Consider the following 24,797-nt stretch of genomic DNA (forward strand, 5'->3'; position numbering starts at 1 on the left):
GCTTTTTTCCACGAGCTCTGAGTCAATGGTTGCTCAACGGTGCCATTGGACGAAAATCGCCGGGCCGCAGCATCGTTTTGTTAGCAAAATTCCATCAACATGCTCTGACGCGCGTGGAGGAGTGTATCGCCGGCACGCGTAACCCGTTGGAAAACGAAGCAACAGGACAGTCGGCCCGATCTCCCAAAGCGGGGGAAGACGGACGAGTCCAGTCAGTCGATACCGAGGTTTTCATGAACGCTGATGACGCCCCCATATTCGGCCTGCGACACAGGCTTACACGCATGGCTTGGGGTATTACGTGGATGCTTCTCGCGTCCTGGACGCAACCATTCCATGGCTGGCGTCGGTTCCTCCTCAGGGTTTTTGGCGCGAAAGTAGGCCGGGGCGTCTATGTCGCGCCGTCAGCCCGGATCTGGTATCCAGGCACACTGACACTCAAGGATTTTTGTGCCATCGCCGACCATGCCGATATCTACAGCATGGGAGAGATCGTGATCGGCAGGCATGCGGTGATCTCCAAGAGAGCGCATATCTGCACCGGCACCCACGACATCAACGATACGCGTTTCCAGCTCACGACCGCTCCAATTCATATCGGTGATTACGCCTGGATCGCCGCCGATGCGTTTGTCGGGCCTGGCGTTACGGTCGGAGAGGGGGCGGTTCTAGGCACGCATGCCGTGACAGTGAAAGATCTGGCCCCATGGACCGTCTACATTGGCAACCCCTGTCGCGAGATCAAGAAGCGCAAGTCGTTTGAGAGGCATGATGAGCCGGTTAGAGGTTGGCGCGAATCGAGACGGCCGGCCGGAGGCTAGGAGAGTTCGCATCGGCGATCTCAATCGCGTCAACGGCCCGTCGACTGGAAAGTTGGTTGTCGACACCGGCGAACATCGCGAGTCTGACAAGGGTGTTGGCCGCAGAAATGCGCCGGCTCTCTTATATCCATTCCTCCATCGGTTCCTTACGAAGGTCCTCTCCGCCGTTTCGCACCCCTCGCAAGGTTGCAAACAGCAGTTTGGCATTCCGCAGAAATCCGCTAGATCCTAGTGGAATGAAGCGGTCGGGGTTACGACCTGAGCCGGGGGAGAGGCGATTATGGCAGTGAATGCAAAGAAGACGGCAAAGGCGGCTATGGTGGCCAAGGTGGTTCTGGCCCAGGATCCGCACGCTGTCCGCGAGCCTCGTGCAAACAATCTCGAGATGGCGATCGGTCACGAAGTGCGTGGTTATCGCAAGAAGCTCGGCATCACCGTGGCCGATCTCGCGGTGGCCACCGGAATGTCCGTCGGCATGCTGTCAAAGATCGAAAACGGCAATATCTCGCCGTCGCTGACAACGCTGCAGGCGCTGTCAAAGGCCCTCGGCGTTCCGATCACCGCCTTCTTTCGCGGGTTCGAGGAGCCGAAGAGCGCGAGCTTTGTCAAAGCGGGCGAAGGCGTCAATATCGAGCGGCGCGGGACGCGGGCCGGCCACCATTACAGCTTGCTCGGTCATATCGAGAACAACACCTCGGGCGTTGCGGTGGAGCCTTATCTGATAACGCTCAACGCGGAATCGGACATCTTCCCGACCTTCCAGCACCAGGGCATGGAATTCCTCTACATGCTCGAAGGCGAGGTTGTTTATCGCCACGGCGACAGTCTCTACAGGATGGAGCCCGGAGACAGCCTGTTCTTCGACGCCGATGCGCCGCACGGCCCGGAAGAGCTGGTGAAATTGCCTGCCCGCTACCTGTCGATCATCTCCTATCCTCAGCAGCGATGATTGCCTTATAAGAAAAATTATTTCTTCTTGATTGATTTTTCCTGAGGGTGCTGCTACCCATGGCTCCATCGAGAAATGGAGATGGCAGCCATGTGTGGCATTGTTGGTTTGTTCCTGAAGGACAAGGCTCTGGAGCCCCGGCTCGGGGCGCTGCTTTCGGACATGTTGATCACCATGACCGACCGGGGTCCGGATTCGGCCGGCGTAGCCATTTATGGTGACCTGGCCGCCGGCAAGGCGAAGGTGACCGTTCAATCGGCGGACCCGCAGAGCGATTTCGACGGTCTCGAGACCGCGCTTCACAAGGCCGGCATTTCGGCCTCCGTAATGGTCAAGAGCACCCATGCGGTGATCGAGATCGATGCGGCGCAGCTTTCCGAAATCCGCACCGTGCTGGCCGAGATCCGTCCGAATGTGCGGGTGATGGGATCCGGGGAAAGCGTCGAGATCTTCAAGGAAATCGGCCCACCGAAGGACGTTGTCGCGCGCTTCGGCGTGCGCGCTATGGGCGGCACGCACGGCATCGGCCATACCCGCATGGCGACCGAAAGCGCGGTGACGACGCTTGGCGCGCATCCCTTCTCCACCGGCGCCGATCAGTGCCTGGTGCACAACGGCTCGCTGTCCAACCACAACAATCTTCGCCGCGAACTGATCCGCGAAGGCATGACCTTCGAGACACAGAACGACAGCGAAGTCGCCGCCGCCTATCTCACCGCTGAAATGGCCAAGGGCAAGAATTTGGGCGAGGCTCTGACCGGAGCGCTGGATGATCTCGACGGCTTCTTCACCTTCGTTGTCGGCACCAAGTCGGGTTTTGGCGTGGTGCGCGATCCGATCGCCTGTAAGCCGGCGGTGATGGCTGAGACTGACCAGTATGTCGCCTTTGGCTCGGAATATCGCGCGCTGGTCAACCTGCCGGGCATCGAGAATGCTCGGGTCTGGGAGCCGGAACCGGCCACTGTTTACTTCTGGGATCATGGGAAAGCTGCCTGATCCACTGTCTGATGCTTATCGAGAAAGTCCGATCATGCCTGTTTTCGATCTCTCCCAAACGCCTTTGCGCGAACTCAACAGCGCCCTCCACAATCTCGGTTCCGGTGCCAACGACACCGCCTTCGAGGTCGTCAATCCGCGCGGCAGCCACGCCGTCGCCGTCGGCATCGACAGCCCAATCACCGTCGAGGTGCGCGGCTCCGTTGGCTATTACTGCGCCGGCATGAATGACGGTGGCACCGTGACTGTCCATGGCTCGGCCGGTCCGGGCGTCGCGGAAAACATGATGTCCGGAACCGTCGTCATCGAGGGCGATGCCAGCCAGTATGCCGGCGCCACCGGGTGCGGTGGTTTGCTCGTCATCAAGGGCAATGCGGCGTCGCGCTGCGGCATTTCGATGAAGGGCATCGACATTGTCGTGCATGGTTCGATCGGTCACATGTCCGCCTTCATGGGCCAGTCGGGTCATCTCGTCGTGTTGGGCGATGCCGGCGAGGCTCTCGGAGACAGCCTCTATGAGGCCAAGCTCTTCGTGCGCGGCACGGTCAAGAGCCTGGGCGCCGACTGCATCGAGAAGGCGATGAAACCCAAGCACCTCGAAAAGCTCGCCGAGCTTCTGGAAAAGGCCGGCGTCAAAGATGTCAAGCCGGAGGAGTTCAAGCGCTATGGGTCGGCCAGAAAACTCTACAATTTCAATATCGACAACGCTGACGCGTACTGAGGCGAGGAAAAGCCATGAGCTATCACAATCCGTTCACCCCGCCTCGCAAGTCCGCCACCTTCGATGACTATACACTCGCCGAGATCCGCCGGGCTGCCGCTACCGGCATCTATGACATCCGTGGTGGCGGCACCAAGCGCAAGGTTCCGCATTTTGACGACCTGCTTTTCCTTGGCGCCTCGATCTCGCGCTATCCGCTCGAAGGCTATCGCGAGAAGTGCGACACCTCCGTTGTGCTCGGTACGCGTTTTGCCAAAAAGCCTATAGAGCTGAAGATTCCGATCACCATCGCCGGCATGAGTTTCGGCGCGCTTTCGGGCAATGCGAAGGAAGCACTCGGCCGCGGCGCGACGCTTGCCGGTACGTCCACCACTACTGGCGACGGCGGCATGACCAATGAGGAGCGAGGCCATTCGCAGATACTGGTCTACCAGTATCTGCCGTCGCGCTATGGCATGAACCCCAAGGACCTGCGGCGGGCAGATGCCATCGAAGTCGTGGTCGGCCAGGGCGCCAAGCCCGGCGGCGGCGGCATGCTCCTCGGGCAAAAGATCTCCGACCGCGTGGCGCAGATGCGCAACCTGCCGAAGGGCATCGACCAGCGTTCGGCCTGCCGCCATCCCGACTGGACCGGGCCGGACGACCTGGAAATCAAGATCCTCGAACTGCGCGAGATTACCGACTGGGAGAAGCCGATCTATGTGAAGGTCGGCGGGGCGCGCCCCTATTACGACACGGCGCTGGCCGTGAAGGCCGGCGCCGACGTCGTCGTGCTCGACGGCATGCAGGGCGGAACGGCGGCAACCCAGGACGTCTTCATCGAGAATGTCGGCATGCCGACGCTCGCCTGCATTCGCCCGGCCGTCCAGGCGCTTCAGGATCTCGGCATGCACCGTAAGGTGCAGCTCATCGTCTCCGGCGGCATCCGCTCCGGCGCGGACGTCGCCAAGGCGCTGGCGCTCGGTGCCGACGTCGTCTCGATCGGCACGGCGGCGCTGGTCGCCATCGGGGACAACGACCCGCATTGGGAAGAGGAATACCAGAAGCTCGGCTCCACCGCCGGCGCTTACGACGACTGGCACGAAGGTCGCGACCCAGCCGGCATCACGACGCAGGATCCGGAGCTTGCCAAGCGGCTCGATCCGGTGCTCGCCGGTCGCCGTCTGGCCAACTACCTCAAGGTCATGACGCTCGAGGCGCAGACGATTGCGCGCGCCTGCGGCAAGAACAAATTGCATAATCTCGAACCGGAAGACCTATGCGCTCTCACCATGGAGGCAGCCGCAATGGCCCAGGTGCCGCTTGCCGGCACCAGCTGGTATCCGGGCAAGGGAGGTTTCTGAAACTGCCGGGCCGTCTGCTTCTCCCAGGCAGGCGGTCCTTTTCCATCAACATGTGTCTCAATCCATAAAAAACAGGGGAACGACGTGACACAGAACCTTTCAAAATTCGCTGCCGAGCGCGGCATCAAGTATTTCATGATCAGTTACACCGACCTGTTCGGTGCTCAGCGCGCCAAGCTGGTGCCGGCTGAAGCGATCGCCGACATGCAGAAGGATGGCGCGGGCTTTGCCGGTTTCGCTACCTGGCTTGACCTGACGCCGGCTCATCCAGACCTGTTCGCCGTGCCGGATCCGTCGTCTGTGATCCAGCTTCCGTGGAAGAAGGACGTCGCCTGGGTCGCGGCGGACTGCGTCATGGAGGACAAGCCGGTAGAGCAGGCGCCGCGCGTGGTGCTGAAGAAGCTCGTCGCCGAAGCGGCCGAGATGGGATTGCGGGTCAAGACCGGCGTCGAGCCGGAGTTCTTCTTGATCTCCGCTGATGGTGAGAAGATCTCGGACGAGTTCGATAACGCCGAAAAGCCCTGTTACGACCAGCAGGCACTGATGCGCCGCTATGATGTGATCGCCGAGATCTGCGACTACATGCTCGAACTTGGCTGGAAGCCCTATCAGAACGACCATGAGGACGCGAATGGCCAGTTCGAGATGAACTGGGAATATGACGACGCGCTTAGAACCGCCGACAAGCATTCCTTTTTCAAGTTCATGGTGAAATCGGTCGCCGAGAAGCACGGTCTTCGCGCCACCTTCATGCCGAAGCCCTTCAAGGGCCTGACCGGCAATGGCTGTCATGCGCATATCTCCGTCTGGGACACCGACGGCAAGACCAATGCCTTTGCCGACAAGGCCATGCCGTTCGGCCTCTCGGCCCAGGGTAAGACTTTCCTCGGGGGCATCATGAAGCATGCCTCGGCGCTGGCCGCTGTCACCAATCCGACAGTCAATTCCTACAAGCGCATCAACGCGCCGCGCACGATTTCCGGGGCGACCTGGGCACCGAACACGGTAACCTGGACCGGCAACAACCGGACCCACATGGTGCGCGTGCCAGGGGCGGGCCGTTTCGAGCTCCGTTTGCCCGATGGCGCGGTCAACCCTTATCTGTTGCAGGCGATCATCATTGCGGCGGGCCTAAGCGGCCTGAAGACCAATGCTAATCCGGGCCCCCACTACGACATCGACATGTATCGCGATGGCCATCTGGTCAAGGATGCGCCGAAGCTGCCGCTCAACCTGCTCGACGCTCTGCGTGCCTATGAGGCGGATACAGGCCTGCAGGAGGCTCTCGGTTCCGATTTTTCGGCTGCCTACCTGAAGCTCAAGCATAGCGAATGGCATAGTTACTGCGCGCAGTTCACGTCCTGGGAGCACCAGACGACCCTCGACATCTGAGCGTCCGATACATGTTTGAGAGATCGATGAAGCGACAAGGTATGCAAGCCTCCTGCCGCCATGCGGTCACACGCGCTCGAACACCCCCAACGGCTCGAAAGCAGACGCGCTGTTTTGCTCCCTGTCAGAATTCAAAGTCGTTCTAAATCGATCATCATGACCGGTGTCGGGTTTTGACCGTATGTCTCGACAATCAAGGAGGGTCTGTCGTGAATAATTTCGTCCTCACAGTCAGCTGTAAATCGACGCGCGGCATCGTCGCCGCACTTTCCGGCTATCTGGCCGAACAAGGTTGTAACATCGTCGATAGTTCCCAGTTCGACGACCTCGACACCGGCATGTTCTTCATGCGCATCAGCTTCATGTCCGAAGAAGGTGCCGGCCTTGCTGCGCTGGAAGAGGGGCTGAAGCCGATTGCCGAAAAGTTCGAGATGAGAACCGAAATCCACGACGGCAGCGAGCGCATGAAGGTGCTGTTCATGGTCTCGCGCTTCGGCCACTGTCTGAATGACCTGCTCTATCGCTGGAAGATCGGTGCCTTGCCGATCGACATCGTCGGCGTGGTTTCCAACCACTTCGACTACCAGAAGGTGGTCGTCAATCACGACATTCCTTTCCACCATATTTCGGTGACCAAGGAGAACAAGGCTAAGGCCGAGGCGCGCATCATGGAAGTCGTGGAACAGACGGGCACGGAACTCATTGTTCTGGCCCGTTATATGCAGGTGCTCTCCGACGCGATGTGCAGCAAGATGTCGGGCAGGATCATCAACATCCATCACTCCTTCCTGCCGTCGTTCAAGGGCGCCAATCCTTACAAGCAGGCCTATCAGCGCGGCGTGAAACTGATCGGTGCGACCGCTCACTATGTCACGGCTGATCTCGATGAAGGTCCGATCATCGAGCAGGATATTGCTCGCGTTACCCACGCGCAGAGCGCCGATGACTATGTTTCGATTGGCCGCGACGTTGAAAGCCAAGTGCTGGCCCGCGCCATCCACGCTCATCTGCACCGCCGGGTCTTCCTCAATGGCAATCGGACCGTGGTATTCCCCGCAAGCCCCGGCTCCTACGCATCGGAGCGCATGGGATAAGCGATGATGGTCCGATCATCGAGGAGAGGCAGGTCTCAGCCGCGATCACATCGTCACGCGTAACATGACCAAGGTCTCACGGTGTCTGGGCAGACCTGAAAGGCCGCTTGCTCAAGGGTTTCCATACTTGCTGGTGTGCCAAAGCGATTTCTTAATCAGAGGATGTTACTAGACCCGTGCCTTGATGGGAGTATTGTGGCGACTTCTGCTTAGAGGATCCAATGAGATTGCTTGCCGAGAAACCTAATCGCGCGGTGCCGCGCATTTTGCACATCAGCGCCGACTACCCCAATCCTCATCGCGGGCGGACAACGACAGCAATCGAACGTCTCGTAAAAGGTGCCGGCGTTGGTGAGCAGGTGGTGATGTCGCTGAACCGCACGGTTTTACCCTGGAAAACCTATTTCCGTGATTGCGGCGAGGTGGATGGCGTCCATCTTTATGCCTGTCGCTACCTCGGCCTTCCCATGGGTATTGGGCTTGCATTCACCATGCGGGGTGTCGCACGCAAGATCGCCCGAACCTTGGAGGCTAGAGGCTGGCGGCCCGATCTGGTGCACGCGCATAAGTTCGCCTTCGAAGGAATAGCTGGCCTATGGCTGGTCGAGCATTTTGGTCCGAAGATCCGGTTCTTTGTGTCGGTGCGCGGGGAGTCTGAACGTAACGTCCTTCTGTACAAACCGAGTTATCGCTCCCTCATGCGCCGTATCGCGGAGCGGGCTGACATGATCTATCATGTGTCCGCTTGGTTTCGCGCCCAGTATCACCAATATCTGCCAGATCAGCCGGAGAAGGAACGGTTGTTGCCCAATATCGTCGGCAATACCGTGGCGACCCTTCCGTCCGCCGCCGCTGAACGGCGTTTCGTTACGGTGCTGCATCTGGACCTGCGCAAGCGCAAGGGCCTTTCTGACCTGCTCGAAGGGTTCGCGGATTTCCACAAATCGAACCCGGATGTCGGGCTTGATATTATCGGACCAGGTGACGCGGGGCACATGGCGGCGGTATCCAGGCAGATCGACGAATTGGGGCTTTCTCAGTCTGTGCGGCTCCTCGGCGCCATGGATGGCAAGACGTTGTTCGCCCATCTTCCGCATTATCTGGCGCTGGCATTGCCCAGTCACCAGGAGACTTTCGGCATGGTGTATCTGGAAGCTCTGTTCGCAGGTATCCCCATTCTCTACACCCGAGGAACGGGCATCGACGGCTATCTCGACGGCATCCAGGCTGGCGTTGGTGTCCGGGCCAAAGACGTTGCCGAAATCTCGGCGGCGCTTTCCGAGCTCCTCACCAATAATGCATCTTTCAGGCAAGCGATCGCCCAATCCGGTGAAGCGCTGCACGCCCAATTCGACCCGGAAGCGATTGTCGCCGGTTATCGCAAGGATATCGAGCGTTTCTTTCCCGACGTGAAACTGCAGAGGGCGGCGAAATGAAGCAAAGTGTTCGATGGATCGCTTTTGTAATCTCAGGCGTGGCAATTCTCGTCCTCGCTCTGCTCCTTCTTCGCCCCGCGCTTTGGCATGACGACGTGATGTCCGCTCATGCGGCAACCCCGCTTCCGATCCCGCACTTCAAGCGTGGCATCAACCTGGCGCGCCTGCAGAGCTTTGCATCCCGCGACCCGGCCAAACCCGGTGCCTATCTTTGGCCGCCCTTTCAAGGAGGGATGGCACGAATGTCCGACAGTGAAATCCGCCGCCTTCGGGCGCTTGGTTTCGACTTTGTTCGTCTGCCGGTCGACGCAGGGCCTTTTCTTGCGGCGTCGGAGCCCGATCGCCGGTTGTTGCTGGACGATCTGCGTGCGCTGGTTCTTCGCCTGCTGAAAGGCGACCTGACCGTAATGGTTGATATCCACCCGGCCACCTACGCATCCGTCTGGCGGCCGGAGGATATTCTCAGGGATCCCTCCGGGCCGGCCTTCGCGGCCTACCAGAGCCTGCTGTTCGATGTCGCCCGGCGCATCAAGGATCTCCCTACGACGCAGGTTGCGCTGGAGCTGATGAACGAGCCCCAGCCGAAATGCGTTCGCGAAAACGGTGAGGATTGGACCATTTCACAAAAGCGTCTCTATTCGGCCGTCCGAACCATCGCGCCCGACCTGCCGATCGTTTTGACTGGTGGCTGCTGGTCATCCATCAACGGATTGGCGACCCTGGATGCCGATGGTTACGATAGCCGCACACTGTTCGACGTTCATTTCTACGAGCCCCATTTCTTTACCCACCAGTCGCAGCCCTGGACGTCCCCACCCACACGGTATCTCGCGGGTCTCAGCTATCCTTGGACCAATGGCTCTGTGGAACTGGCCGAACGCCTCACCGAGGAACATTTGCGTCAGCAGGCGAAGACAAGCACACCCCCGCCCGAGGAGGCTCTCGCCATGGCACGCGACTACATCAGTTCCTACTACAGGAGCACGAAGCCGGACCTCACCATGATCGAGAAACGGTTCGCGGAGATAGCGGATTGGGCGAAAGAGCATGACATTTCCGCCGACCGGATCGTGATTGGCGAATTCGGAGCCGTGCGCCGTCCTGCTTACATTCCGGATGATGGCAGCCGGGTAGCCTGGTACCGGGATGTGCGCCTGACTACGGAGAAAGACGGCTTTGGTTGGGCAGTCTGGGATGACCACGTCAATTTTGGACTGATGACCGGCGACGGCAATGGTGCATTCGATATGGATGTTGCCAAGGCCTTGGGGCTGGACATCCCCGTGCCCGACCAGTGACGGTGCTGCCTTGAACTGTACATCCACGCGCTGACTTGTGATAAGGCTGCGCGTGGATGACGACAGAAAGCGCAGATTCGCCTGAAGGAGCGGGTGCCCTATGACACACCGGGCGGCATTCGAGGAAACCTCTATCCTCAAGAGGCGCGATTTTGCAGGTCTCGTGCTCAGCTGGATCCCGACCGTCATATTCGCCTATGCCATGCTCATCGCGCCTTTCTGGATGCGGGCGTCTGGCGGCATGGAAACTGATATCAATATCGCCGCCTCGCAGCCCAATACCTTCAACCAGATCTTTTGGTTGGCAACTTTTGGCATAACGTTTCTTGCGTCGCTCAAGCGCCTTGATCGCTTACCAGGTATCCTTGCTGATCCGGTGGTGGTGGTCATATTCGCCTATCTGGCGCTGGCTACGCTGAGCATATTCTGGTCACCCGCTCCGGGCGTGGCACTGCGAAGACTTGTGCTGCAGGTCATCCTGATCCTGTGCTTCATTCTGTCTATCGGACTGGGCGATAGCAGGGAGGCGACGCTCAACCGGCTTATCGCGTTGGTTATCGTGACTGTCGCGGTGAATTGCGTAGCCGTGGTCCTGATCCCGCCGAGCGAAATTGGATATGAAGGCATTTACACCCAGAAGAACGGCCTGGGTGGTGTCATGGCCTTCGCCTTACTGATCCTGCTCGGAAGCATTCCGATGAAAAGAGGCTTATCCCGACTGGTCCTTCTGGGAACGGCCTGTGCCGCCTTTGTTGTTCTGGTGCTAAGCCAGTCGAAAACGTCGCTCGGGCTTGCGGTGATGGTGCCCGTTCTGGTCTTTGCTTTTGTCTCGCTCGCCTATCATCTGCGGATCAATGCCTTCGCGCTTCTGCTCCTGCTGGCGTCGACGGGCCTCATACTCATTGCCTTTCTCTCCGCTGTGACCGGGTTTGGCTTGGATGACCTCTCCATGGTTCTGTTTCACGACACGACGTTCACCAACCGGACGGTGATCTGGAACTTCGTTCTGGACGTTATCGGCCGGTCCTGGTTGATCGGGCAGGGCTATTCGTCCTTCTGGGGCATCGGAGCAGATTCGATCGTGTTCAGGGAAGCACCAAGTTTCGTTTCGACCTTGCTGCAGTCGCACAACGGCTATCTCGACGTTCTCATTGAAACAGGAGTGATCGGTTTTGCCCTGTTGATGATACTGATCTTGGCTGCCCTCCACGCAGCAGCGCGTCTCGTTCAGACTGATCGGGCCATGGCCCGGATATGCCTGATGCTGGTCTTGTTCGCCGTTTGCCATAATCTCCTCGAAAGTAGCTGGTATCGCAGTTTTTCCCAAGTCTGGATGCTGTTTATCTGCGCCGCGCTATTGCCGCAGCTGCCGTCGAGCCGCAGCGTTCGGTCCGGTCAACGGGTGGGCAACACGTCTGGAGCTGGCAATTAATGTTTTGCTAACCATGGCGGGTTTACATAGGGCCGTAAGAAACGGCGCTCATGAGGTCAATACCGTGGACTATCCCGCCGCCACAGGTCGCACGGGCAATCAAAATCTCCTGGATCTACTGGAGATTCTCGCCGTGCTTCGCGCGCGGGCCAAGTTCATTGTCCTGACCGCCGTTGCCGTTGTCCTGCTCAGTGTTTTGGTCGCGCTCTTCCTAAAGCCGGTTTATAAGGCCACGAGCGCGATCCTGATCGATCCAACTGTCCAGCAGCCGTTCGACACGAAAAACCAGAGCCGCGGGTCTTCGCAGGATAACAGTCAGTTCATTGACAGCCAGGTTACCTTGTTGACGTCCGATTCCGTGCTTCGGCCGGTCGTCGTATCGCAGAATCTGGTGAAAGATCGAGAATTCGGCACGGTAGAAGCCTCCGGCTTTCTACATAGCCTCATGCAGATGTTACGCCCAGGCGCTGACAAAGGTGCTGCGGCGGCCGAGCTGGCCGAGAGCAAGTCCGTTATCGCGCTGGCCAAAGCCACGACCGCAAAGCGGGACGGCCAAACCTTCGTGCTGACCATAGCGGTCCAATCGCGTGATCCGGCCAAGGCGGCGCAGCTTTCCCGGGCGGTTGCCGATAGCTATCTGAATGACCAGAAACAGCAGCTTGAGAAAGCCTCGAGGCAGGTCGCGAACGAGATTGATGATCGGCTTATCGGCCTGAGGGAGCGGCTGCGACTTGCCGAAGACAAGGTCCAGGAATTTCGCGCGCAGAACAATCTGCAGGTCGTCGGCGAGGCGGGGCTGGTAACGGAGCAGGAGCTGTCGGGCGTAAACAGCAGCCTCATTGAGGCCCGGGCTGCTCTGGCCGCTTCCGAGGCCAAGAACTCGGAAATCCAGCGTCTCTTGGCGCAAGGTGCGAATGCTGATGCAATCGTAGCCACCATCGATTCGCCGAACATTCAGCATCTCTACGAGCAATATACCGAAGCGTCGCGCTTGGAAGCGGATCTTCGCGCAGATCTCCTCCCCTCCCATCCCTCTCTGCAGCGAGCTCAGTCGCAGGTTGCTCAGGTCAGGCAGATGATCCGCGATGAAGTTACCCGCATCGCCCAGTCGACGGAGCTGGACCTTGAGGTCGCTCGCGGGCGGGTGGCCAATCTGGAAAAGCAGCTGAACAGCACACGCACGCTGAACAACGCGGATGATGCTGCGCGCATCCGCCTGAGGGAACTGCAAACAGAGGCTCAGGCCACTCGTGCACTTTACGAGAATGCACTGGGTCGAGCCAAGGAAATCCTCGAGCTTGAACAGGTTGTCGTGCCGAACGCGCGTATTATCTCCCCGGCTGTTGTGCCGGAGAGCCCGACCTGGCCCAACAAGAAGCTCATCGTCGTTTTGGCCGGCATTCTCGGGCTATTGATCGGCTCCTGCCTGGCTGTGGGAGGTACGGCATTCCGGCTGCTCAAGGCGCGGCTCTTGCGCGAAAGCGCGATGCTGGCGGAACCTCTGCCGGAACTTGCCCCTGCATACGAACAGGTGTCCCGTCCCGTTCCGGTCGGTTCAATGTCATCGGGACCTTATGAGTCTCCTGTCCGAACGACTGTCCAAGATAAGTTCTCATCGGAGCCGGTCCTCGGCTATTTGCCGCAATTTCCCTTGATCGAGTCCGTTCAAGGTGATTCTGCCCATTTGAGCGAGGATGCCCATGCCATCCATCACGCGTTGCAGCTTTTCTATGACCACAAGGCGTCTGGAGCTACTGCTACGTTCGGTCAGGCGGCCGAGAATATCCATCTGAGCCTCGACAAAATGTTGAAGCATGACGGTCTCCGTTCTGTGCTGATTACCTCACCCGACGCGGGGTTGGAGCAATCGATGACCGCGTTGACCCTTGCCCTCGCGGGAGCCTGCCGCGGCATGAAAGTGCTGCTGGTGGATGCGGAAGCGCTGAACAGGGATCTCACGCGCGGTTTGGATCCGAGGCCCTTCATCCGTCAGCTTTCCATAGCGAAGCGCGTGCGTAACGATCTGGGACTCGGAATTTCTTTTGTGACGCTCAGTGCCGGCCAAAATCGCGACGGGCAGTTTCACTTGAGTGAACAGGCAAGCCTGGAACTCAAAGAGATCATCCGAGATCACGATCTGACCATCATCAACGGCCCCTTGATGCGCGATCTCTATAGTGCAGCTCTGCTTGCGGTTTCGGATCACATCATCGTGGCTTCGACCGACGGCGGCGCTGTCTCTCTCTCCACCTTGTCGACCCCACACGACTGATTGGCTTTGGGCTCGCGCCCTCTTCGTCTCTTGTGGATCTCACGCGATCGTGCTGTCGATCCTGGCGGCGAACTCCAGCAGTTTTCTGGTTACTTCAGCCCGGGCGGGGAGCGGACTCAGATTGTGATCCGCGTCCTTCAGCAGCGAGAAGCTGGCATTGGGATAGGATGAACGCGCGGCGGCATCTCCGACGAAGCTATGGAAGTCGGACAGACCACGATCACCTTCGCTATAGATGAAGGCAATTGGCGCATGTCGTCTGGACAGCGTCTCCAGCCTCGATCGCACAATACGGCTCAGACGGTAGTGATTCGATAGATTTCGCAGAACCGGGACCCGAGCCAGCTTCCTGTCCGCAGTGGAGGCCAACGCCTTTGTTAGCCTGCCAAGGACACGCGAAATCGGCAGATCGCCGGAGAGCAGCCGCTTGAACTGGTTTGGATCGGTCAGTTTGCTGCCATAGGTTTCGAGCGACTGGATCGGCTCGCGTATGGCCTGGTCGACATCTTCTCGCGGATCCCAGACCAGCTTGCGTGGATTGATGAGAACAGTCCCGTCGACACGCTCGTCCAAGGCGGCGAACGAGAAAGCCAGATACGCGCCGCTGCAGCGCCCCATAACGATGATGTGCTCGATTTTCATCTCCGATTTCAGCCAGTCGATGGCACAGCGGACATCGTTAAGCGCGCGGGTCGAATAAAGTACGGGCTCTTGCTGTCCTGGCCACAAAGGCGTTTCGCCGATGCCCGCAAGATCCATGCGGAGAACCGACAGACCTTTCGGCGCTACTTCCCGTGCCAGGTCAACCGTACAGCGGCCCCATCCGCTGGAATGATCGTTGCCGGCATTCAGGACGAGAAGCGCAGTCTTTGAGGTCCTGCCCACCGGGCTCGTACAGCCGCCGAAGAACATGTTTCCAGGGCCAAACCGGAACAATTCTTCCCGCCAGTTCGCAGTCTCAAGAATGGCCGGCGCCGGGGCTGGCTTGGCAGATGGCATCGTGGACGGGTTTGGAGGGAAATGCTCCGTGAGCCACGCGGCCAACTCATCGATCGTATCGAGCGGAGGCTGGGACAGGGTCGGGCTGGAAATATAGTCCACATAGCCTTGGAAGGGGATTCTGTCGAGCGCCGCGCCCGAACTGGCCAGATGCTCGGCCAGCTTCACATCTCCCGGGTTTTCGGGACGTTCCACCAGCAGCACTCGGTGAGCCTTGGGCAACGGTCCGTCCAAGAGTTTGAGGCCTTTTATCTCGTTGACGGTCGCGGCGGCCAGCATAAAGCCGCCTGCCATCAATCCGCCTTGCGGGCCATCCGACGAGCGCACTAGGAAAGTCGGTTGGGTCATAGCCGTCCAGGCCGTGACTTCGCGCAGATATATGCGCCCCTGCGTGGCGGAACCAAACAGGACAAGTCCGCTGACGGAACGCCTTTGGGTCAGGTCTGCCGCGATCAGGCCGCCGAGCCCCTGCCCGATGACGATGACTTCGCGGGGTGCGCAAAGTGAAGTGAGATAGTCGAGTGCCGTTTCGGTGGCTTTGCGCCAGGCCCATTCATCCTGGATTTCGCCACTCGAGCCAGCAGAATGGCAGGTGCCGGGAAGATCAAACCTGAGGCAGGGATAGCCTAGCGATGCCAGATGCTCTCCTATCAGTCGATAGCTCTGGCGGGCGCATAATTCTTCGTATCCCCAAGGCGAGATGAGCAGGACCGCTGTGGAACCCGGTGCGGCATGGTACATGCCTGCCAAGCCATCGAACATGACCGGTCGGGCGAGGGGCTCCTCTAGCGGGCTGGTATCGTGTGGTCGGTCGTGTTGGGGCAATTGAGTGCTGGTCATGATCTTGGGGCTAGGCCTTGTACGCAACGCAAGGCGTCATTGCCCTGCGGTTTTACCGAGAGGAACACTAGCGTTTTTCCATTAATGCTTGTTCAACTGCGCAGCGCTACGGTGGCTGTACATGTCCCCGCACGGGGCGGAAGCGGTAAGGAGACAGACGGTTTGGAAAGCGTGGTAGTTGCAATCGCAAGCCTTGGTCGCCCGAGCTTGGCCGAGACTGTTCGCTCTCTCGCTGCCGTTGTTCCTGGGGAGGGGCGGTGCCTGTCGGTATTAGTCGCCGATGATTCTCGTGATGGTGCTGCCACCCAGCTGGTCGCAGGCCTGGAGTTGCCAGGTCTTGAGGTCGTCTGTATCCCCGTGGCTGCGGGAAATATCTCGGCTGCCCGCAACGCACTTTTGGATGGAGTTAAGAGCGACTGGCTTGTTTTCATCGATGATGACGAATGGGTTGAACCTGACTGGCTTGAGCGCCTTTTCGACTGCCAGAGGGAATATCAGGCCGATGTGGTCATCGGGCCGGTGTTCCCAGCTTATCCTAGCCACACACCTGACTGGCTGGTGAGAGCCAACGCGCTTTATGCCGACTGGGGGCATAGGGGGAAGCGTCTCCAGACCGGTCGGGGCGGAAACACTCTGGTCCATATGCCGTTTTTCCGTAAGCACGGCCTGAGGTTCGACCCTGCTCTTGGTCAGTCCGGTGGCGAGGATACCGCGTTTTTTGCCGAGGCGGCGCACCTTGGGGCGGTCATCGTGGCGACTGACGATGCCATCGTTCATGAAGTCGTACCGGACACACGTCTAAACCCGCGATATATTCTTCAGCGCGCCCTCCGTTCCGGCCAATCCTACGGCATTTCCCGCAAGGCCAAGAAATCCGGTCCGCTTTGGTCTCTTCTGTTTGGCGCGAATGCCGCGGCCAAGTGCGTCATCGCGGCAGTGCTTGCAACGATCTATCGTCCGCTTGACCGTGGGCGGTCCTTCCGTATGCAGCAGAAGTTCGCGCTGAACCTTGGAAAGCTACGGGCTGTGTTCAATCTCCCGCTCGCCCAGCTGTATTCCCGGCCGGACTAAATCCGATAACGCAGTCGGCGAAGCTGTGCGTAAGCGGTGCCTTTCAGAATGCACCGCCAGTCAAGGCGTGGAGGCAAATCCTGCTCCGGAACGAAGTGCCGGGTGGCCGACCAGCGCGGACGGAACCAACTGCTGTCATGGCAAAGGCCGGATGTGCTGGTGTTGACGTGTTCATAGTCTGCCCCTTTTAGGTCATGCAGCACTTGGTGATCAAAGGCTCCGAACGGGATCGCAGCCTCTCGCACGGCAACACCAGTCTCGTCCTCGATGCGACGGCGCGCATCGAAATACTCCCGTTGGCGGCCCTCGGCATCCAGCTTGCGCCAGTCCACATGATCCCAGCCGTGGCTGCCGATTGCCATTCCGGCGGCAACCATCTCGCGCATCTGCGCGCCGCTCAGATAACCCTGTTGTCCGATACGCCCAGCCAGCACGAAGAAATGACCTTTCCGGCCGGCATCAAGAAGAACGGGCATGCCGATTTCATAGTCGGACAGGTTGCCGTCGTCGAAGGTCACCAAAATGCGGCAGCCCGAGCGGGCCTCCAGCGCATCCAGGCTGGAAATCGTGCGCCGGAAGATCTCCTCGGATACAAAGTAATGCTCAGCCCCTTCCTCGATGGAAACTATCGGCTTGTTCAATCCGTGGAACGTCAATACAAGAGTCTTGGCGAGCATTCTCAGCCTCAAAGTAAAGTTGCGGAGCCGCTCTTTTAACATTGTTTGATTGAAGAAATGTTGAGCTTACTGAGCTGCCGGAAACGCGGTGCTCGCTATCGACGGCCTTCAAGCTCTGCTTGGCGGGGCAAAGCGTAGCCTCTCGCTAAAGTCCGGCGGCTTCGCGGGTGATTTTCTCCAGAAGTGTGTTGATCTCATCTCGCCCGTCACCAGCGGGCAAGCGGCGAAAGCCGAGCGTAACCTTGCCCGGTTCCTTGGCCGGCTCATAGACAAACAGAACATAGGGACAATAGGCGATGTTTCCGATGTCGGCCTCCATCGCCTGTCTCGACATCGTGGCAGAGCAGAATTGCAGGATCTCGGCCGCCTTGTAGAGCGGCTTGGAACCCGGGACATCTGCGGCTGTGCGGGCCAGCATGTCACCGATATGACCGTGGTAATCGATGACATAACCTCGATTAACCACCGCATCCTCCAGATCGGCAACGACCTCGGCAAAGGGGGCATCGGTCTGGAAGCTCGTGACGCCGACTTCGGCTGCGCTCAGCGGCATTGAAAGCAACACGGCCGATGTGGCAAGAATTCCAATTCTCAGCAAGCGCATGCGATTTCCTCCCAAAAATCAAAAGCGACGCTACAGCTTATCGCGAGTTGTAGAAATATGCAAAAAAAGATATATATTTTGCGTTACGGGAGGAACAACATGACGCACCATCAAGATAAAGCAAACAACGCGTTGGACCGCACTGGCCGCCGCAGCCTCTTGTGCGGCGGGCTGGGTCTGCTTGCCGTCACCGCATTGCCTCGCTCTGCCTTGTCACTGGGCCGCATTGCCGCAGGGGATGGCGAGATCATGACCATCAGCGACGGACATCTCAGTCTGCCGATGGCTTTCCTCTATCCGGATGTACCGAAGGAGGAGCTTGAACCCTTCTTGGTCGCGAACGGCCTGCCGGCCAATGTGCTCACACCGGATTGCAATGTCACCGCGTTCAAGCGGGGGGACCGGGTCGTCTTGTTCGATGTGGGTTCGGGGTCGAACTTCATGAAGACTGCGGGCCGGTTGGGTGAGAATCTGGCGGAGGCCGGGATCGATCCGGCTTCGGTCACGGATGTGGTGTTCACCCATGCGCATCCAGACCACCTCTGGGGTGTGACGGACGATTTCGATGAACTGGTTTTTCCGTCCGCCGCCTATCACATCAGCCAGACGGAATGGGATTTCTGGTCCTCTGCGGAGACGCTGACAAAGGTTCCGCCGGAGCGCCAGAGCTTTGTCGTTGGAGCACAGAGTCGGTTCAAGTTCATTGAGGACAAAGTGAACTTCATCAAGCCCGGGCAGGAGGTGCTCTCCGGGGTCGAGGCGGTCGATACGGCCGGTCACACACCCGGTCATCTTTCCTTCCTCGTGCATGGCGGCAGCGAACCGACATTGATCATCGGCGACGCGCTGAGCAACACGGCGATATCCTTTGCCCACCCGGAATGGCGAACGGGAAGCGATCATGACCAGGAGATGGGCGCGAAGACGCGGGCCGCGCTCCTTGACAGGCTGGCCGGCGACAAGGTCACGATCATCGGCTACCATTTCAATCATACGGGTATTGGTCATGCCGAGCGCAGGGGGAGTGCCTACGCTTTTATCCCGGCCTAACCGCGCTCCGTTCTGCGTGGTCGGCGCGAACTTGCCTCGTGATGGTCTGGCGTATCAGGAACGCGGGACCGAAAAGACGGCCAGCGGGGAGCCCTCGATCAGATAGGAAAGCCCCATTCGGGCACCAATGAAGATCGAGGCGAGCACGAGCGGAGCGGAAATCGCCATGGCCGAGACCGCCGTCACCCCTTGGCCGATCGTGCAGCCCATGGAGAGCACGCCACCGACGCCCATCAAGAAGCCGCCGAGCAGGTGTCGGCTCAATTCGCGGGCATCGTCGCAGGCTTCCCATCGCACCTGGCGCCGGAACAGGGCATTGAGGCTGGAGCCGATCACCACGCCGATGACCAGCCCGACACCGTAGTCGGGCACGGAACCGGTGAAGGTGACGAGATGCAGCAGGGTGTCGGCGACCGGCACGACGAATGAACCCGCTTCGATCTGAACGACCTCAAAAGAGGTTTCCGCTGCCCAGGCGGTGATGAACCAGCCGAAGGCGATGACGCCGCCGATGACGGTTCCTGCGGCGATGGCCCGGTATTGCCCGCGGTAGCGGGCGTCGGCGAAGATCCACCAAAGCAGTCCGCCGGCGACGAGCGCGGCCACGAAGAACTGCAAGTCGACGCCTGCGAGATAAGACAGGATGAGACCGAGCGATTGGCCGCCGGCAAAGCTCATGTCGATCGCCACCGCGTCGACGAAGGGTACGCGCGCTTGGGCAATCAGTCCCTTCTGCGCAGACAGCGCACTCAGCGCCAACACCATGAGTACGATCAGCGAGCGCAGGCTCCCGCCGCCGAGTCGCACCAGAGCGCCGAAGCCGCAGGTTCCGACGAGCGCCATGCCGAAGCCGAACATCACGCCGCCGAGAATAGCCCCGCTCCAGGCGAAGCCGGAGCGGACATAGAAGCTCTCGTTGGGAGTGGCCCAGCCGAAGGCATGCAAGGTCTGGGTGAAGATGAGGGCGGTTGCCGCGGCCAGCATCCACGTCCTGACACCTGTCCCGTCACCCGCGTACCAGAGCCGTTCGAGCGATGACATCGTACAGAATCGCTGGCTCCGGGCGACGTAACCCATCACAATGCCGGCCAGCAGACCGGCGAGCGGCAAGAGCCACGGCGATGCGGCGAAATCCATTTCTCTCCTCCCGTGGCCATATGGCCCGCGTGTTGCGTCGCCTGGCGCTCCCCCGCCGGCGACGGCTGCGCTATTCGTCGCGCCGTACCTCGGCGCAGAAGAGGTCGTACAGGTTCTCGATCACGGACGAGACTTCCTGACCGGCAATCGAATAAAAGACCGTTCGGCCTTCGCGCCGCGTATGGACCAGCCGGTCGAAACGCAGGCGAGCCAGCTGCTGCGACACGGCGGCTTGCGGCATGTCCATGATTTCCTCAAGTTCCGAAACGGACTTCTCGCCCTCCGTGAGCAGGCAAAGGATCAGCAGGCGATCTTCATGCGACAGGGCCTTGAGCAACTCACTGGCCTTGCGCGCCTGGGCGAAAAGCCCGTCCCGTGTTTCCGCTGATCGTAATGCGCTAACCTTGGGGAGGTTCATTCCGGAATTCCTCTTTCGTCATGCTCTTCACTTGCCGCTATCGGTTGTTGCGGCAGCTCGGCGATCAGTTCCGCAATCCTGAACCAGAAGAACTGGTCGCCAACATAGCCTCGCAATCTACCGATTTCCTTGCCGCCATGCATCAGAATAAAGCTCGGCGTGAACCGTTCTCGTTGTACGGCGGCAAGATCTTCCGGCCATGGCTCGGTGATATCGACGCGCCGAAGCGGTGCGACATGTCCCTCCGGCGTATTTGGCCAGGCGGGCGCGATCTCTTCGTTGAACTGTTTGCACCAGGGACATCCCGGCTGTTCCAGGACGATCATCTCCGTCGCCGGAGCCGCGAGCAAGGGCGATGCGAGTCCGAGGAAGAAGAGCAAGTGAAAAACGATGCGCAAATGACAACCCTCAATTTGCCGTTTGCAATATATAGATAAATTTGCATACATGTGAAGCTATAATTGATGCGTGCGTTGATCTTGGGAGGGGTCGGATGCTTGATGTCGGTCTGGGGGGCGCCTTCATTGCGGGATTGCTCTCCTTCATTTCCCCGTGCGTATTGCCGATCGTGCCGCCCTATCTGGCTTGGCTTGCCGGTGTGAGTTTCGAGCGGCTGAAGGAGGCATCGCCTGGTCCTGCCGAGCGCCGGCAGATCGTCTTGTCGGCTTTTTTTTTCGTGCTCGGATTCTCCACCGTCTTTGTCGCCCTTGGCGCCACGGCGAGCCTGATCGGCAAGACGATCGCCGAATATTTCGATATTCTCTCGGTCATCGCCGGCGTCGTCATCATCGCCATGGGACTGCATTTTCTCGGTGTATTCCGGATCGCCTTCCTCTATCGCGAGGCCCGAGTGCAGGTGGACAAGAAGCCTGCGGGGCTGGCTGGTGCCTATGTGCTCGGGCTGGCCTTCGCGTTCGGCTGGACGCCCTGCGTCGGACCGATCCTCGCGGCGATCCTGTTCATTGCCGGCAGTGAGGGAACGGCGGGCCAGGGCGCGCTGCTGCTTGCGGTTTATTCGCTCGGGATCGGCATCCCCTTTATCCTTGCCGCGGTGTTCGCGAGCCGTTTCCTGGATTGGGCGATGCGCTTCCGCCGCCACCTGCGCAAGGTCGAGATCGCGCTCGGTCTGTTTCTGATTGCCACGGGGCTGCTGTTCATCACTGGCCAGATGTCGCGAATATCCTTCTGGCTGATCGAGACTTTCCCGGTGTTCCAGGCGATTGGTTAGGAGGAAATCATGCTGAAGTCGTTGGGTTTATCATGCATCCTGTTTGCGCTTTTGCTGGTTTCGGCTCGTGCTGCCGAGATTGGTGACGACGGTTTGCACAAGGAGGATTGGTTTTCTGTGACATTCCGCGATGTCGCGGAAGACGTCGCTGCCGCCACTGCTGAGGGCAAGCGTCTGGCGATCATCTTCGAGCAGCGCGGCTGCATCTATTGTCGGGAGATGCATGAGAAAATCCTCTCCGATCCCGAAGTCCGCGATTACATCAAGGCCAACTACATGGTGGTTCAGTACAACATGTTTGGCGACGAGGAGGTCACCGACACCGATGGCGAGGCGCTGACCGAGAAATCCGCGGCGCGTAAATGGGGCTATATCTTCACCCCGACGATCGTCTTCCTTCCGGAACGGCTCGACAAGGCGATCCCGGTAGGCAAGGCGGCGGTGGCGACGATGCCCGGCGCCTTTGGAAAACTGACGTTTCTCAACATGTTTCGCTGGGTGCGGGACAAGGGCTATGAGGGCGATGAACACTTCCAAGTTTATCACGCAAGGATCGTCAACGCGCTCCGAGCTGCCGGAAAACTTCAGGAATAACGTTTAAAAACAGTGTGATAGATACACATGCAATAATATAGATTTTTCTATTGATGTAGATCAAAGACAGGACTATCGTTTGATTTGAGGAGCGGATCGCTAGCCGGTTCGGGAGTTTGGGAGGACTCGAAGAATGAAGTTAGTCGCAGCTTGCCTTGCCGCTGCCACGGCTCTTGCGCCTTTTCCGATGGCTGTTGCCGCCGAGATCGCGCCGGCAGACGTGAAATACGACGGCGCTACCATCACCACCTCGCTGACGGGCACCCCGGGCAATCCGGAGGAGGGTGCAAAGGTACTTGCCAACCGCAGCCTCGGAAACTGTCTTGCCTGCCATGTGGTGACACCATTGGCCAAGGAGCAGTTCCATGGCGACGTGGCGCCGTCCCTCGACGGCGTTGCTGATCGATGGTCTGCCGAGCAGCTTCGCGGCATCGTGGTCAACGCCAAGCATTCGCTGAACCCGGATTCGGTTATGCCTGGTTTCTACACCCTCGAAGTCGGGATCAATGTGCGGAAAGACCTCGTCGGCAAGACGATCCTGACCGCCCAGCAGGTTGAAGATGTGGTGGCCTATCTGGTCACTCTGAAGGACGCCAAATAGGTTTGGTGATGGAGGAGAGAAACATGAATTTGACAAGGCGACAGGTCCTGGCCCTGACGGCGGGTGCGGCGGCCGCCTCCACGACCGGCGGGCGCTTGGCCTTTGCGGATGTTGCTGCGACGGACAAGCGGATCGCCGACTTCGCTGGCGGTAAGACGCCGGAGGCCGGCAAGATCACGCTCACCGCACCGGAGATTGCCGAGAACGGTAACACCGTGCCGATCTCGATCGATGTCGATAGCGCCATGAAGGACGGTGATATGGTCGAAGCGGTCATGATCGTGGCGGAGGGAAATCCCAATCCGGAGGTGGTGACGTTCCATTTTACCGCGCTCAGCGGCTCGGCGTCGGCGACTACGCGCATTCGTCTGGCCAAGACGCAAAATGTTATTGCTGTCGCCAAAATGGCGGACGGTTCGGTCTACATGGATAAGAAGGAAGTGAAAGTCACCATTGGCGGCTGCGGCGGTTGATCGGCTTTTACCAGGGAGATTGAGAAATGGCAGCAGCACCCAAACCGCGGATCAAGGTTCCCAAGACCGCTAAGGCAGGGGAAGTCGTGCTGATCAAGACGTTGATCAGCCACGAAATGGAATCCGGTCAGCGCAAGGACAAGGACGGCAAGCCGATCCCGCGCAAGATCATCAACAAGTTCGTCTGCGAGTTCAACGGCAAGCCTGTGTTTTCCTGTGACATTGATCCTGCGGTCTCCGCCAACCCGTATTTCGAGTTCAGCGCGATCGTAGGCGAGACGGGCACCTTCAAGTTCACTTGGACCGATGATGATGGATCCATCTACACAGACGAGCAGCCGATAACCGTGAACTGACGGCGCTTTCGCCATCAGTCAGCGTCCTTTTTGGGGCGCGGCCAGCCATCTGTCTTCGCGTCATGCGCGAAGACACGCAGTCGATCCGTCGCGGACGATGAGGAGCGTTCGCCGTTATCTTGGGAGGGGTAACAATGAAAAGACTTTCGTTAGCGCTTGCAGCTGGCCTTTTGGGGCTGAGCGGTTCCGTGGGCGCCGCATTCGCGGATCCCGTGGATGACAAGCTGGTCATTGATGGCAAGGAAATGATAACGCGGACCAAGGCACCGGAAGGTCATCCGTTCGACGAAGTCTATTCGGGCTGGCTGTTCCGCGAGGCGGAAACGCGGGCGACCGAGGCGGATTCCTTCGCCAACCCCGGCATGCTGACGGTCGAGCGCGGTGAGGAAATCTGGAACACAATCGATGGAACGGCGGGCAAGTCCTGCGCCTCCTGCCACGGAGACGCGTCGGTTTCGATGAAGGACATCGGCGCCAACTATCCCAAGTGGGATGCGACGGCCAAGAAGCCGATCAACGTCGAACTGCAAATCGACAAGTGCCGGACCGAGAAAATGGGCGCGGAAGCCTACAAGTTCGATGCCGAGGAGCAGAAATCGCTGACGACCTATATCAAGCATCAGTCGCTCGGAACCCCTGTCGCGATCGACCTTGGGGCGGGCGAGATGCAGAGTTGGTGGGAGAAGGGCAAGACGCTCTACTACACCCGCACCGGTCAGCTGAATCTGTCATGTGCAAACTGTCATGAGAACAGCATGGGCAAGTTCATCCGCGCCGATCACCTGAGCCAAGGGCAGGTCAACGGTTTCCCGACCTATCGGTTCAACACCGGCGGCATGGTCTCGCTGCACAATCGCTTCCGCGGCTGCATTCGTGACACGCGCGCGGAAATGCCAAAGGCGTTTTCGGACGAACTGATGGCTCTCGAAGTCTATGTCACTTGGCGCGGTCTTGGCCTGTCGGTCGAAACACCGGCCGTCCGCCAGTAAGAAACC

General features: G+C 59.2%; 25 protein-coding genes. 19 read left to right on the forward strand and 6 right to left on the reverse strand.

Going from position 1 to position 24,797, the window contains the following annotated elements; translation table 11 throughout:
• From RNA01_RS10845 to RNA01_RS10895, 11 genes are all read left to right on the forward strand, one after another.
• On the forward strand, positions 1-821 hold an 821-nt coding region (locus tag RNA01_RS10845), incomplete at its 5' end, for an LbetaH domain-containing protein (protein WP_235916577.1).
• A 280-nt stretch (positions 822-1,101) separates the two neighbouring features.
• The gene (locus RNA01_RS10850) at positions 1,102-1,770 is read left to right on the forward strand and encodes a helix-turn-helix domain-containing protein (RefSeq protein ID WP_235916579.1); all 669 of its coding nucleotides are present in this window, start codon (positions 1,102-1,104) and stop codon (positions 1,768-1,770) included.
• A 90-nt stretch (positions 1,771-1,860) separates the two neighbouring features.
• Positions 1,861-2,766, forward strand: a complete 906-nt coding sequence (locus tag RNA01_RS10855; RefSeq protein WP_147180227.1) for a class II glutamine amidotransferase — start codon at positions 1,861-1,863, stop codon at positions 2,764-2,766.
• A gap of 34 nt (positions 2,767-2,800) precedes the next feature.
• Complete coding sequence (locus tag RNA01_RS10860) at positions 2,801-3,487, forward strand: GltB/FmdC/FwdC-like GXGXG domain-containing protein (RefSeq protein ID WP_147180228.1); 687 nt, start codon at positions 2,801-2,803, stop codon at positions 3,485-3,487.
• 14 nt (positions 3,488-3,501) lie between these two features.
• Positions 3,502-4,830, forward strand: coding sequence for an FMN-binding glutamate synthase family protein (locus RNA01_RS10865; RefSeq protein WP_147180229.1), 1,329 nt, complete (start codon positions 3,502-3,504; stop codon positions 4,828-4,830).
• Positions 4,831-4,914: 84 nt separating this feature from the next.
• Positions 4,915-6,222, forward strand: coding sequence for a type III glutamate--ammonia ligase (gene glnT, locus RNA01_RS10870; RefSeq protein WP_147180230.1), 1,308 nt, complete (start codon positions 4,915-4,917; stop codon positions 6,220-6,222).
• 209 nt (positions 6,223-6,431) lie between these two features.
• Positions 6,432-7,316: a formyltetrahydrofolate deformylase gene (purU, locus tag RNA01_RS10875; RefSeq protein ID WP_147180231.1), complete on the forward strand. Its 885-nt coding sequence runs from the start codon at positions 6,432-6,434 to the stop codon at positions 7,314-7,316.
• Between the two features lie 221 nt (positions 7,317-7,537).
• Positions 7,538-8,752: a glycosyltransferase family 4 protein gene (locus RNA01_RS10880; protein ID WP_147180232.1), complete on the forward strand. Its 1,215-nt coding sequence runs from the start codon at positions 7,538-7,540 to the stop codon at positions 8,750-8,752.
• A gap of 242 nt (positions 8,753-8,994) precedes the next feature.
• Positions 8,995-10,050, forward strand: coding sequence for a glycoside hydrolase family 5 protein (locus RNA01_RS10885; protein ID WP_170253418.1), 1,056 nt, complete (start codon positions 8,995-8,997; stop codon positions 10,048-10,050).
• A gap of 202 nt (positions 10,051-10,252) precedes the next feature.
• Positions 10,253-11,482: an O-antigen ligase family protein gene (locus tag RNA01_RS10890; protein ID WP_170253419.1), complete on the forward strand. Its 1,230-nt coding sequence runs from the start codon at positions 10,253-10,255 to the stop codon at positions 11,480-11,482.
• Positions 11,483-11,546: 64 nt separating this feature from the next.
• Positions 11,547-13,754, forward strand: coding sequence for a GumC family protein (locus RNA01_RS10895; protein WP_170253420.1), 2,208 nt, complete (start codon positions 11,547-11,549; stop codon positions 13,752-13,754).
• A 39-nt stretch (positions 13,755-13,793) separates the two neighbouring features.
• Here the strand turns inward: RNA01_RS10895 and RNA01_RS10900 are convergent, their stop codons facing one another.
• A complete protein-coding gene (locus RNA01_RS10900; protein ID WP_170253421.1) occupies positions 13,794-15,515 on the reverse strand; it encodes an alpha/beta fold hydrolase in 1,722 nt (573 codons plus the stop codon).
• Positions 15,516-15,677: 162 nt separating this feature from the next.
• Between RNA01_RS10900 and RNA01_RS10905 the strand changes: the two genes are divergently transcribed.
• Positions 15,678-16,664 carry a glycosyltransferase family 2 protein gene (locus RNA01_RS10905; protein ID WP_147180237.1) on the forward strand — a complete coding sequence of 329 codons (987 nt, stop codon included), beginning with the start codon at positions 15,678-15,680 and terminating at the stop codon, positions 16,662-16,664.
• Here the strand turns inward: RNA01_RS10905 and RNA01_RS10910 are convergent.
• Both RNA01_RS10910 and RNA01_RS10915 read right to left on the reverse strand, forming a co-directional pair.
• Positions 16,661-17,341, reverse strand: a complete 681-nt coding sequence (locus tag RNA01_RS10910; protein ID WP_170253423.1) for a polysaccharide deacetylase family protein — start codon at positions 17,339-17,341, stop codon at positions 16,661-16,663. The two genes, RNA01_RS10905 and RNA01_RS10910, sit on opposite strands and share 4 nt — an antisense overlap.
• A 145-nt stretch (positions 17,342-17,486) precedes the next feature.
• Entirely contained in the window at positions 17,487-17,945 is a 459-nt protein-coding gene (locus RNA01_RS10915) for a DUF302 domain-containing protein (RefSeq protein WP_147180239.1), read from the reverse strand.
• A gap of 99 nt (positions 17,946-18,044) precedes the next feature.
• On the opposite strand from RNA01_RS10915, the gene RNA01_RS10920 reads away from it, so the two are divergent.
• Positions 18,045-18,995 (forward strand): MBL fold metallo-hydrolase, encoded by a 951-nt coding sequence (locus tag RNA01_RS10920; RefSeq protein WP_147180240.1) that lies wholly within the window; start codon positions 18,045-18,047, stop codon positions 18,993-18,995.
• 54 nt (positions 18,996-19,049) lie between these two features.
• Here RNA01_RS10920 and RNA01_RS10925 read toward each other — a convergent pair whose 3' ends face one another.
• From RNA01_RS10925 to RNA01_RS10935, 3 genes are all read right to left on the reverse strand, one after another.
• Positions 19,050-20,132: a YeeE/YedE family protein gene (locus tag RNA01_RS10925; protein ID WP_147180241.1), complete on the reverse strand. Its 1,083-nt coding sequence runs from the start codon at positions 20,130-20,132 to the stop codon at positions 19,050-19,052.
• Between the two features lie 70 nt (positions 20,133-20,202).
• Positions 20,203-20,550, reverse strand: a complete 348-nt coding sequence (locus RNA01_RS10930; RefSeq protein WP_147180242.1) for an ArsR/SmtB family transcription factor — start codon at positions 20,548-20,550, stop codon at positions 20,203-20,205.
• A complete protein-coding gene (locus tag RNA01_RS10935) occupies positions 20,547-20,876 on the reverse strand; it encodes a thioredoxin fold domain-containing protein (protein WP_147180243.1) in 330 nt (109 codons plus the stop codon). Before RNA01_RS10935 ends, RNA01_RS10930 begins: the two co-directional genes overlap by 4 nt.
• A gap of 167 nt (positions 20,877-21,043) precedes the next feature.
• Here RNA01_RS10935 and RNA01_RS10940 point away from each other — a divergent pair, with 167 nt between their 5' ends.
• The 6 genes from RNA01_RS10940 (at position 21,044) to soxA (ending at position 24,791) form a co-directional block, all read left to right on the forward strand.
• Positions 21,044-21,778, forward strand: coding sequence for a cytochrome c biogenesis CcdA family protein (locus RNA01_RS10940; protein WP_147180244.1), 735 nt, complete (start codon positions 21,044-21,046; stop codon positions 21,776-21,778).
• A gap of 9 nt (positions 21,779-21,787) precedes the next feature.
• On the forward strand, positions 21,788-22,372 hold the full coding sequence (locus RNA01_RS10945) for a thioredoxin family protein (protein WP_147180245.1): 585 nt from the start codon (positions 21,788-21,790) through the stop codon (positions 22,370-22,372).
• Positions 22,373-22,505: 133 nt separating this feature from the next.
• On the forward strand, positions 22,506-22,973 hold the full coding sequence (gene soxX / locus RNA01_RS10950; RefSeq protein WP_147180246.1) for a sulfur oxidation c-type cytochrome SoxX: 468 nt from the start codon (positions 22,506-22,508) through the stop codon (positions 22,971-22,973).
• 23 nt (positions 22,974-22,996) lie between these two features.
• The gene (soxY, locus tag RNA01_RS10955) at positions 22,997-23,446 is read left to right on the forward strand and encodes a thiosulfate oxidation carrier protein SoxY (RefSeq protein ID WP_147180247.1); all 450 of its coding nucleotides are present in this window, start codon (positions 22,997-22,999) and stop codon (positions 23,444-23,446) included.
• 26 nt (positions 23,447-23,472) lie between these two features.
• Entirely contained in the window at positions 23,473-23,802 is a 330-nt protein-coding gene (soxZ, locus tag RNA01_RS10960) for a thiosulfate oxidation carrier complex protein SoxZ (protein ID WP_147180248.1), read from the forward strand.
• A 134-nt stretch (positions 23,803-23,936) separates the two neighbouring features.
• Positions 23,937-24,791, forward strand: coding sequence for a sulfur oxidation c-type cytochrome SoxA (soxA, locus tag RNA01_RS10965; protein ID WP_147180249.1), 855 nt, complete (start codon positions 23,937-23,939; stop codon positions 24,789-24,791).
• Positions 24,792-24,797 lie beyond the last annotated feature (6 nt).

The organism is Paenirhizobium naphthalenivorans (assembly GCF_007992095.1).
Lineage (GTDB): Bacteria > Pseudomonadota > Alphaproteobacteria > Rhizobiales > Rhizobiaceae > Allorhizobium > Allorhizobium naphthalenivorans.

What these genes read in the sequence shown, in the direction of transcription:
- RNA01_RS10850 (WP_235916579.1), top strand. Translation starts at nt 1,102, where the DNA reads ATGGCAGTGAATGCAAAGAAGACGGCAAAGGCGGCTATGGTGGCCAAG.
- RNA01_RS10855 (WP_147180227.1), top strand. Translation starts at nt 1,861, where the DNA reads ATGTGTGGCATTGTTGGTTTGTTCCTGAAGGACAAGGCTCTGGAGCCC.
- RNA01_RS10860 (WP_147180228.1), top strand. Translation starts at nt 2,801, where the DNA reads ATGCCTGTTTTCGATCTCTCCCAAACGCCTTTGCGCGAACTCAACAGC.
- RNA01_RS10865 (WP_147180229.1), top strand. Translation starts at nt 3,502, where the DNA reads ATGAGCTATCACAATCCGTTCACCCCGCCTCGCAAGTCCGCCACCTTC.
- RNA01_RS10880 (WP_147180232.1), top strand. Translation starts at nt 7,538, where the DNA reads ATGAGATTGCTTGCCGAGAAACCTAATCGCGCGGTGCCGCGCATTTTG.
- RNA01_RS10885 (WP_170253418.1), top strand. Translation starts at nt 8,995, where the DNA reads ATGTCCGACAGTGAAATCCGCCGCCTTCGGGCGCTTGGTTTCGACTTT.
- RNA01_RS10890 (WP_170253419.1), top strand. Translation starts at nt 10,253, where the DNA reads ATGCTCATCGCGCCTTTCTGGATGCGGGCGTCTGGCGGCATGGAAACT.
- RNA01_RS10900 (WP_170253421.1), bottom strand. Translation starts at nt 15,515, where the DNA reads ATGTTCGATGGCTTGGCAGGCATGTACCATGCCGCACCGGGTTCCACA.
- RNA01_RS10905 (WP_147180237.1), top strand. Translation starts at nt 15,678, where the DNA reads ATGCTTGTTCAACTGCGCAGCGCTACGGTGGCTGTACATGTCCCCGCA.
- RNA01_RS10910 (WP_170253423.1), bottom strand. Translation starts at nt 17,341, where the DNA reads ATGCTCGCCAAGACTCTTGTATTGACGTTCCACGGATTGAACAAGCCG.
- RNA01_RS10915 (WP_147180239.1), bottom strand. Translation starts at nt 17,945, where the DNA reads ATGCGCTTGCTGAGAATTGGAATTCTTGCCACATCGGCCGTGTTGCTT.
- RNA01_RS10920 (WP_147180240.1), top strand. Translation starts at nt 18,045, where the DNA reads ATGACGCACCATCAAGATAAAGCAAACAACGCGTTGGACCGCACTGGC.
- RNA01_RS10925 (WP_147180241.1), bottom strand. Translation starts at nt 20,132, where the DNA reads ATGGATTTCGCCGCATCGCCGTGGCTCTTGCCGCTCGCCGGTCTGCTG.
- RNA01_RS10930 (WP_147180242.1), bottom strand. Translation starts at nt 20,550, where the DNA reads ATGAACCTCCCCAAGGTTAGCGCATTACGATCAGCGGAAACACGGGAC.
- RNA01_RS10935 (WP_147180243.1), bottom strand. Translation starts at nt 20,876, where the DNA reads ATGATCGTCCTGGAACAGCCGGGATGTCCCTGGTGCAAACAGTTCAAC.
- RNA01_RS10940 (WP_147180244.1), top strand. Translation starts at nt 21,044, where the DNA reads ATGCTTGATGTCGGTCTGGGGGGCGCCTTCATTGCGGGATTGCTCTCC.
- RNA01_RS10945 (WP_147180245.1), top strand. Translation starts at nt 21,788, where the DNA reads ATGCTGAAGTCGTTGGGTTTATCATGCATCCTGTTTGCGCTTTTGCTG.
- soxX (WP_147180246.1), top strand. Translation starts at nt 22,506, where the DNA reads ATGAAGTTAGTCGCAGCTTGCCTTGCCGCTGCCACGGCTCTTGCGCCT.
- soxY (WP_147180247.1), top strand. Translation starts at nt 22,997, where the DNA reads ATGAATTTGACAAGGCGACAGGTCCTGGCCCTGACGGCGGGTGCGGCG.
- soxZ (WP_147180248.1), top strand. Translation starts at nt 23,473, where the DNA reads ATGGCAGCAGCACCCAAACCGCGGATCAAGGTTCCCAAGACCGCTAAG.
- soxA (WP_147180249.1), top strand. Translation starts at nt 23,937, where the DNA reads ATGAAAAGACTTTCGTTAGCGCTTGCAGCTGGCCTTTTGGGGCTGAGC.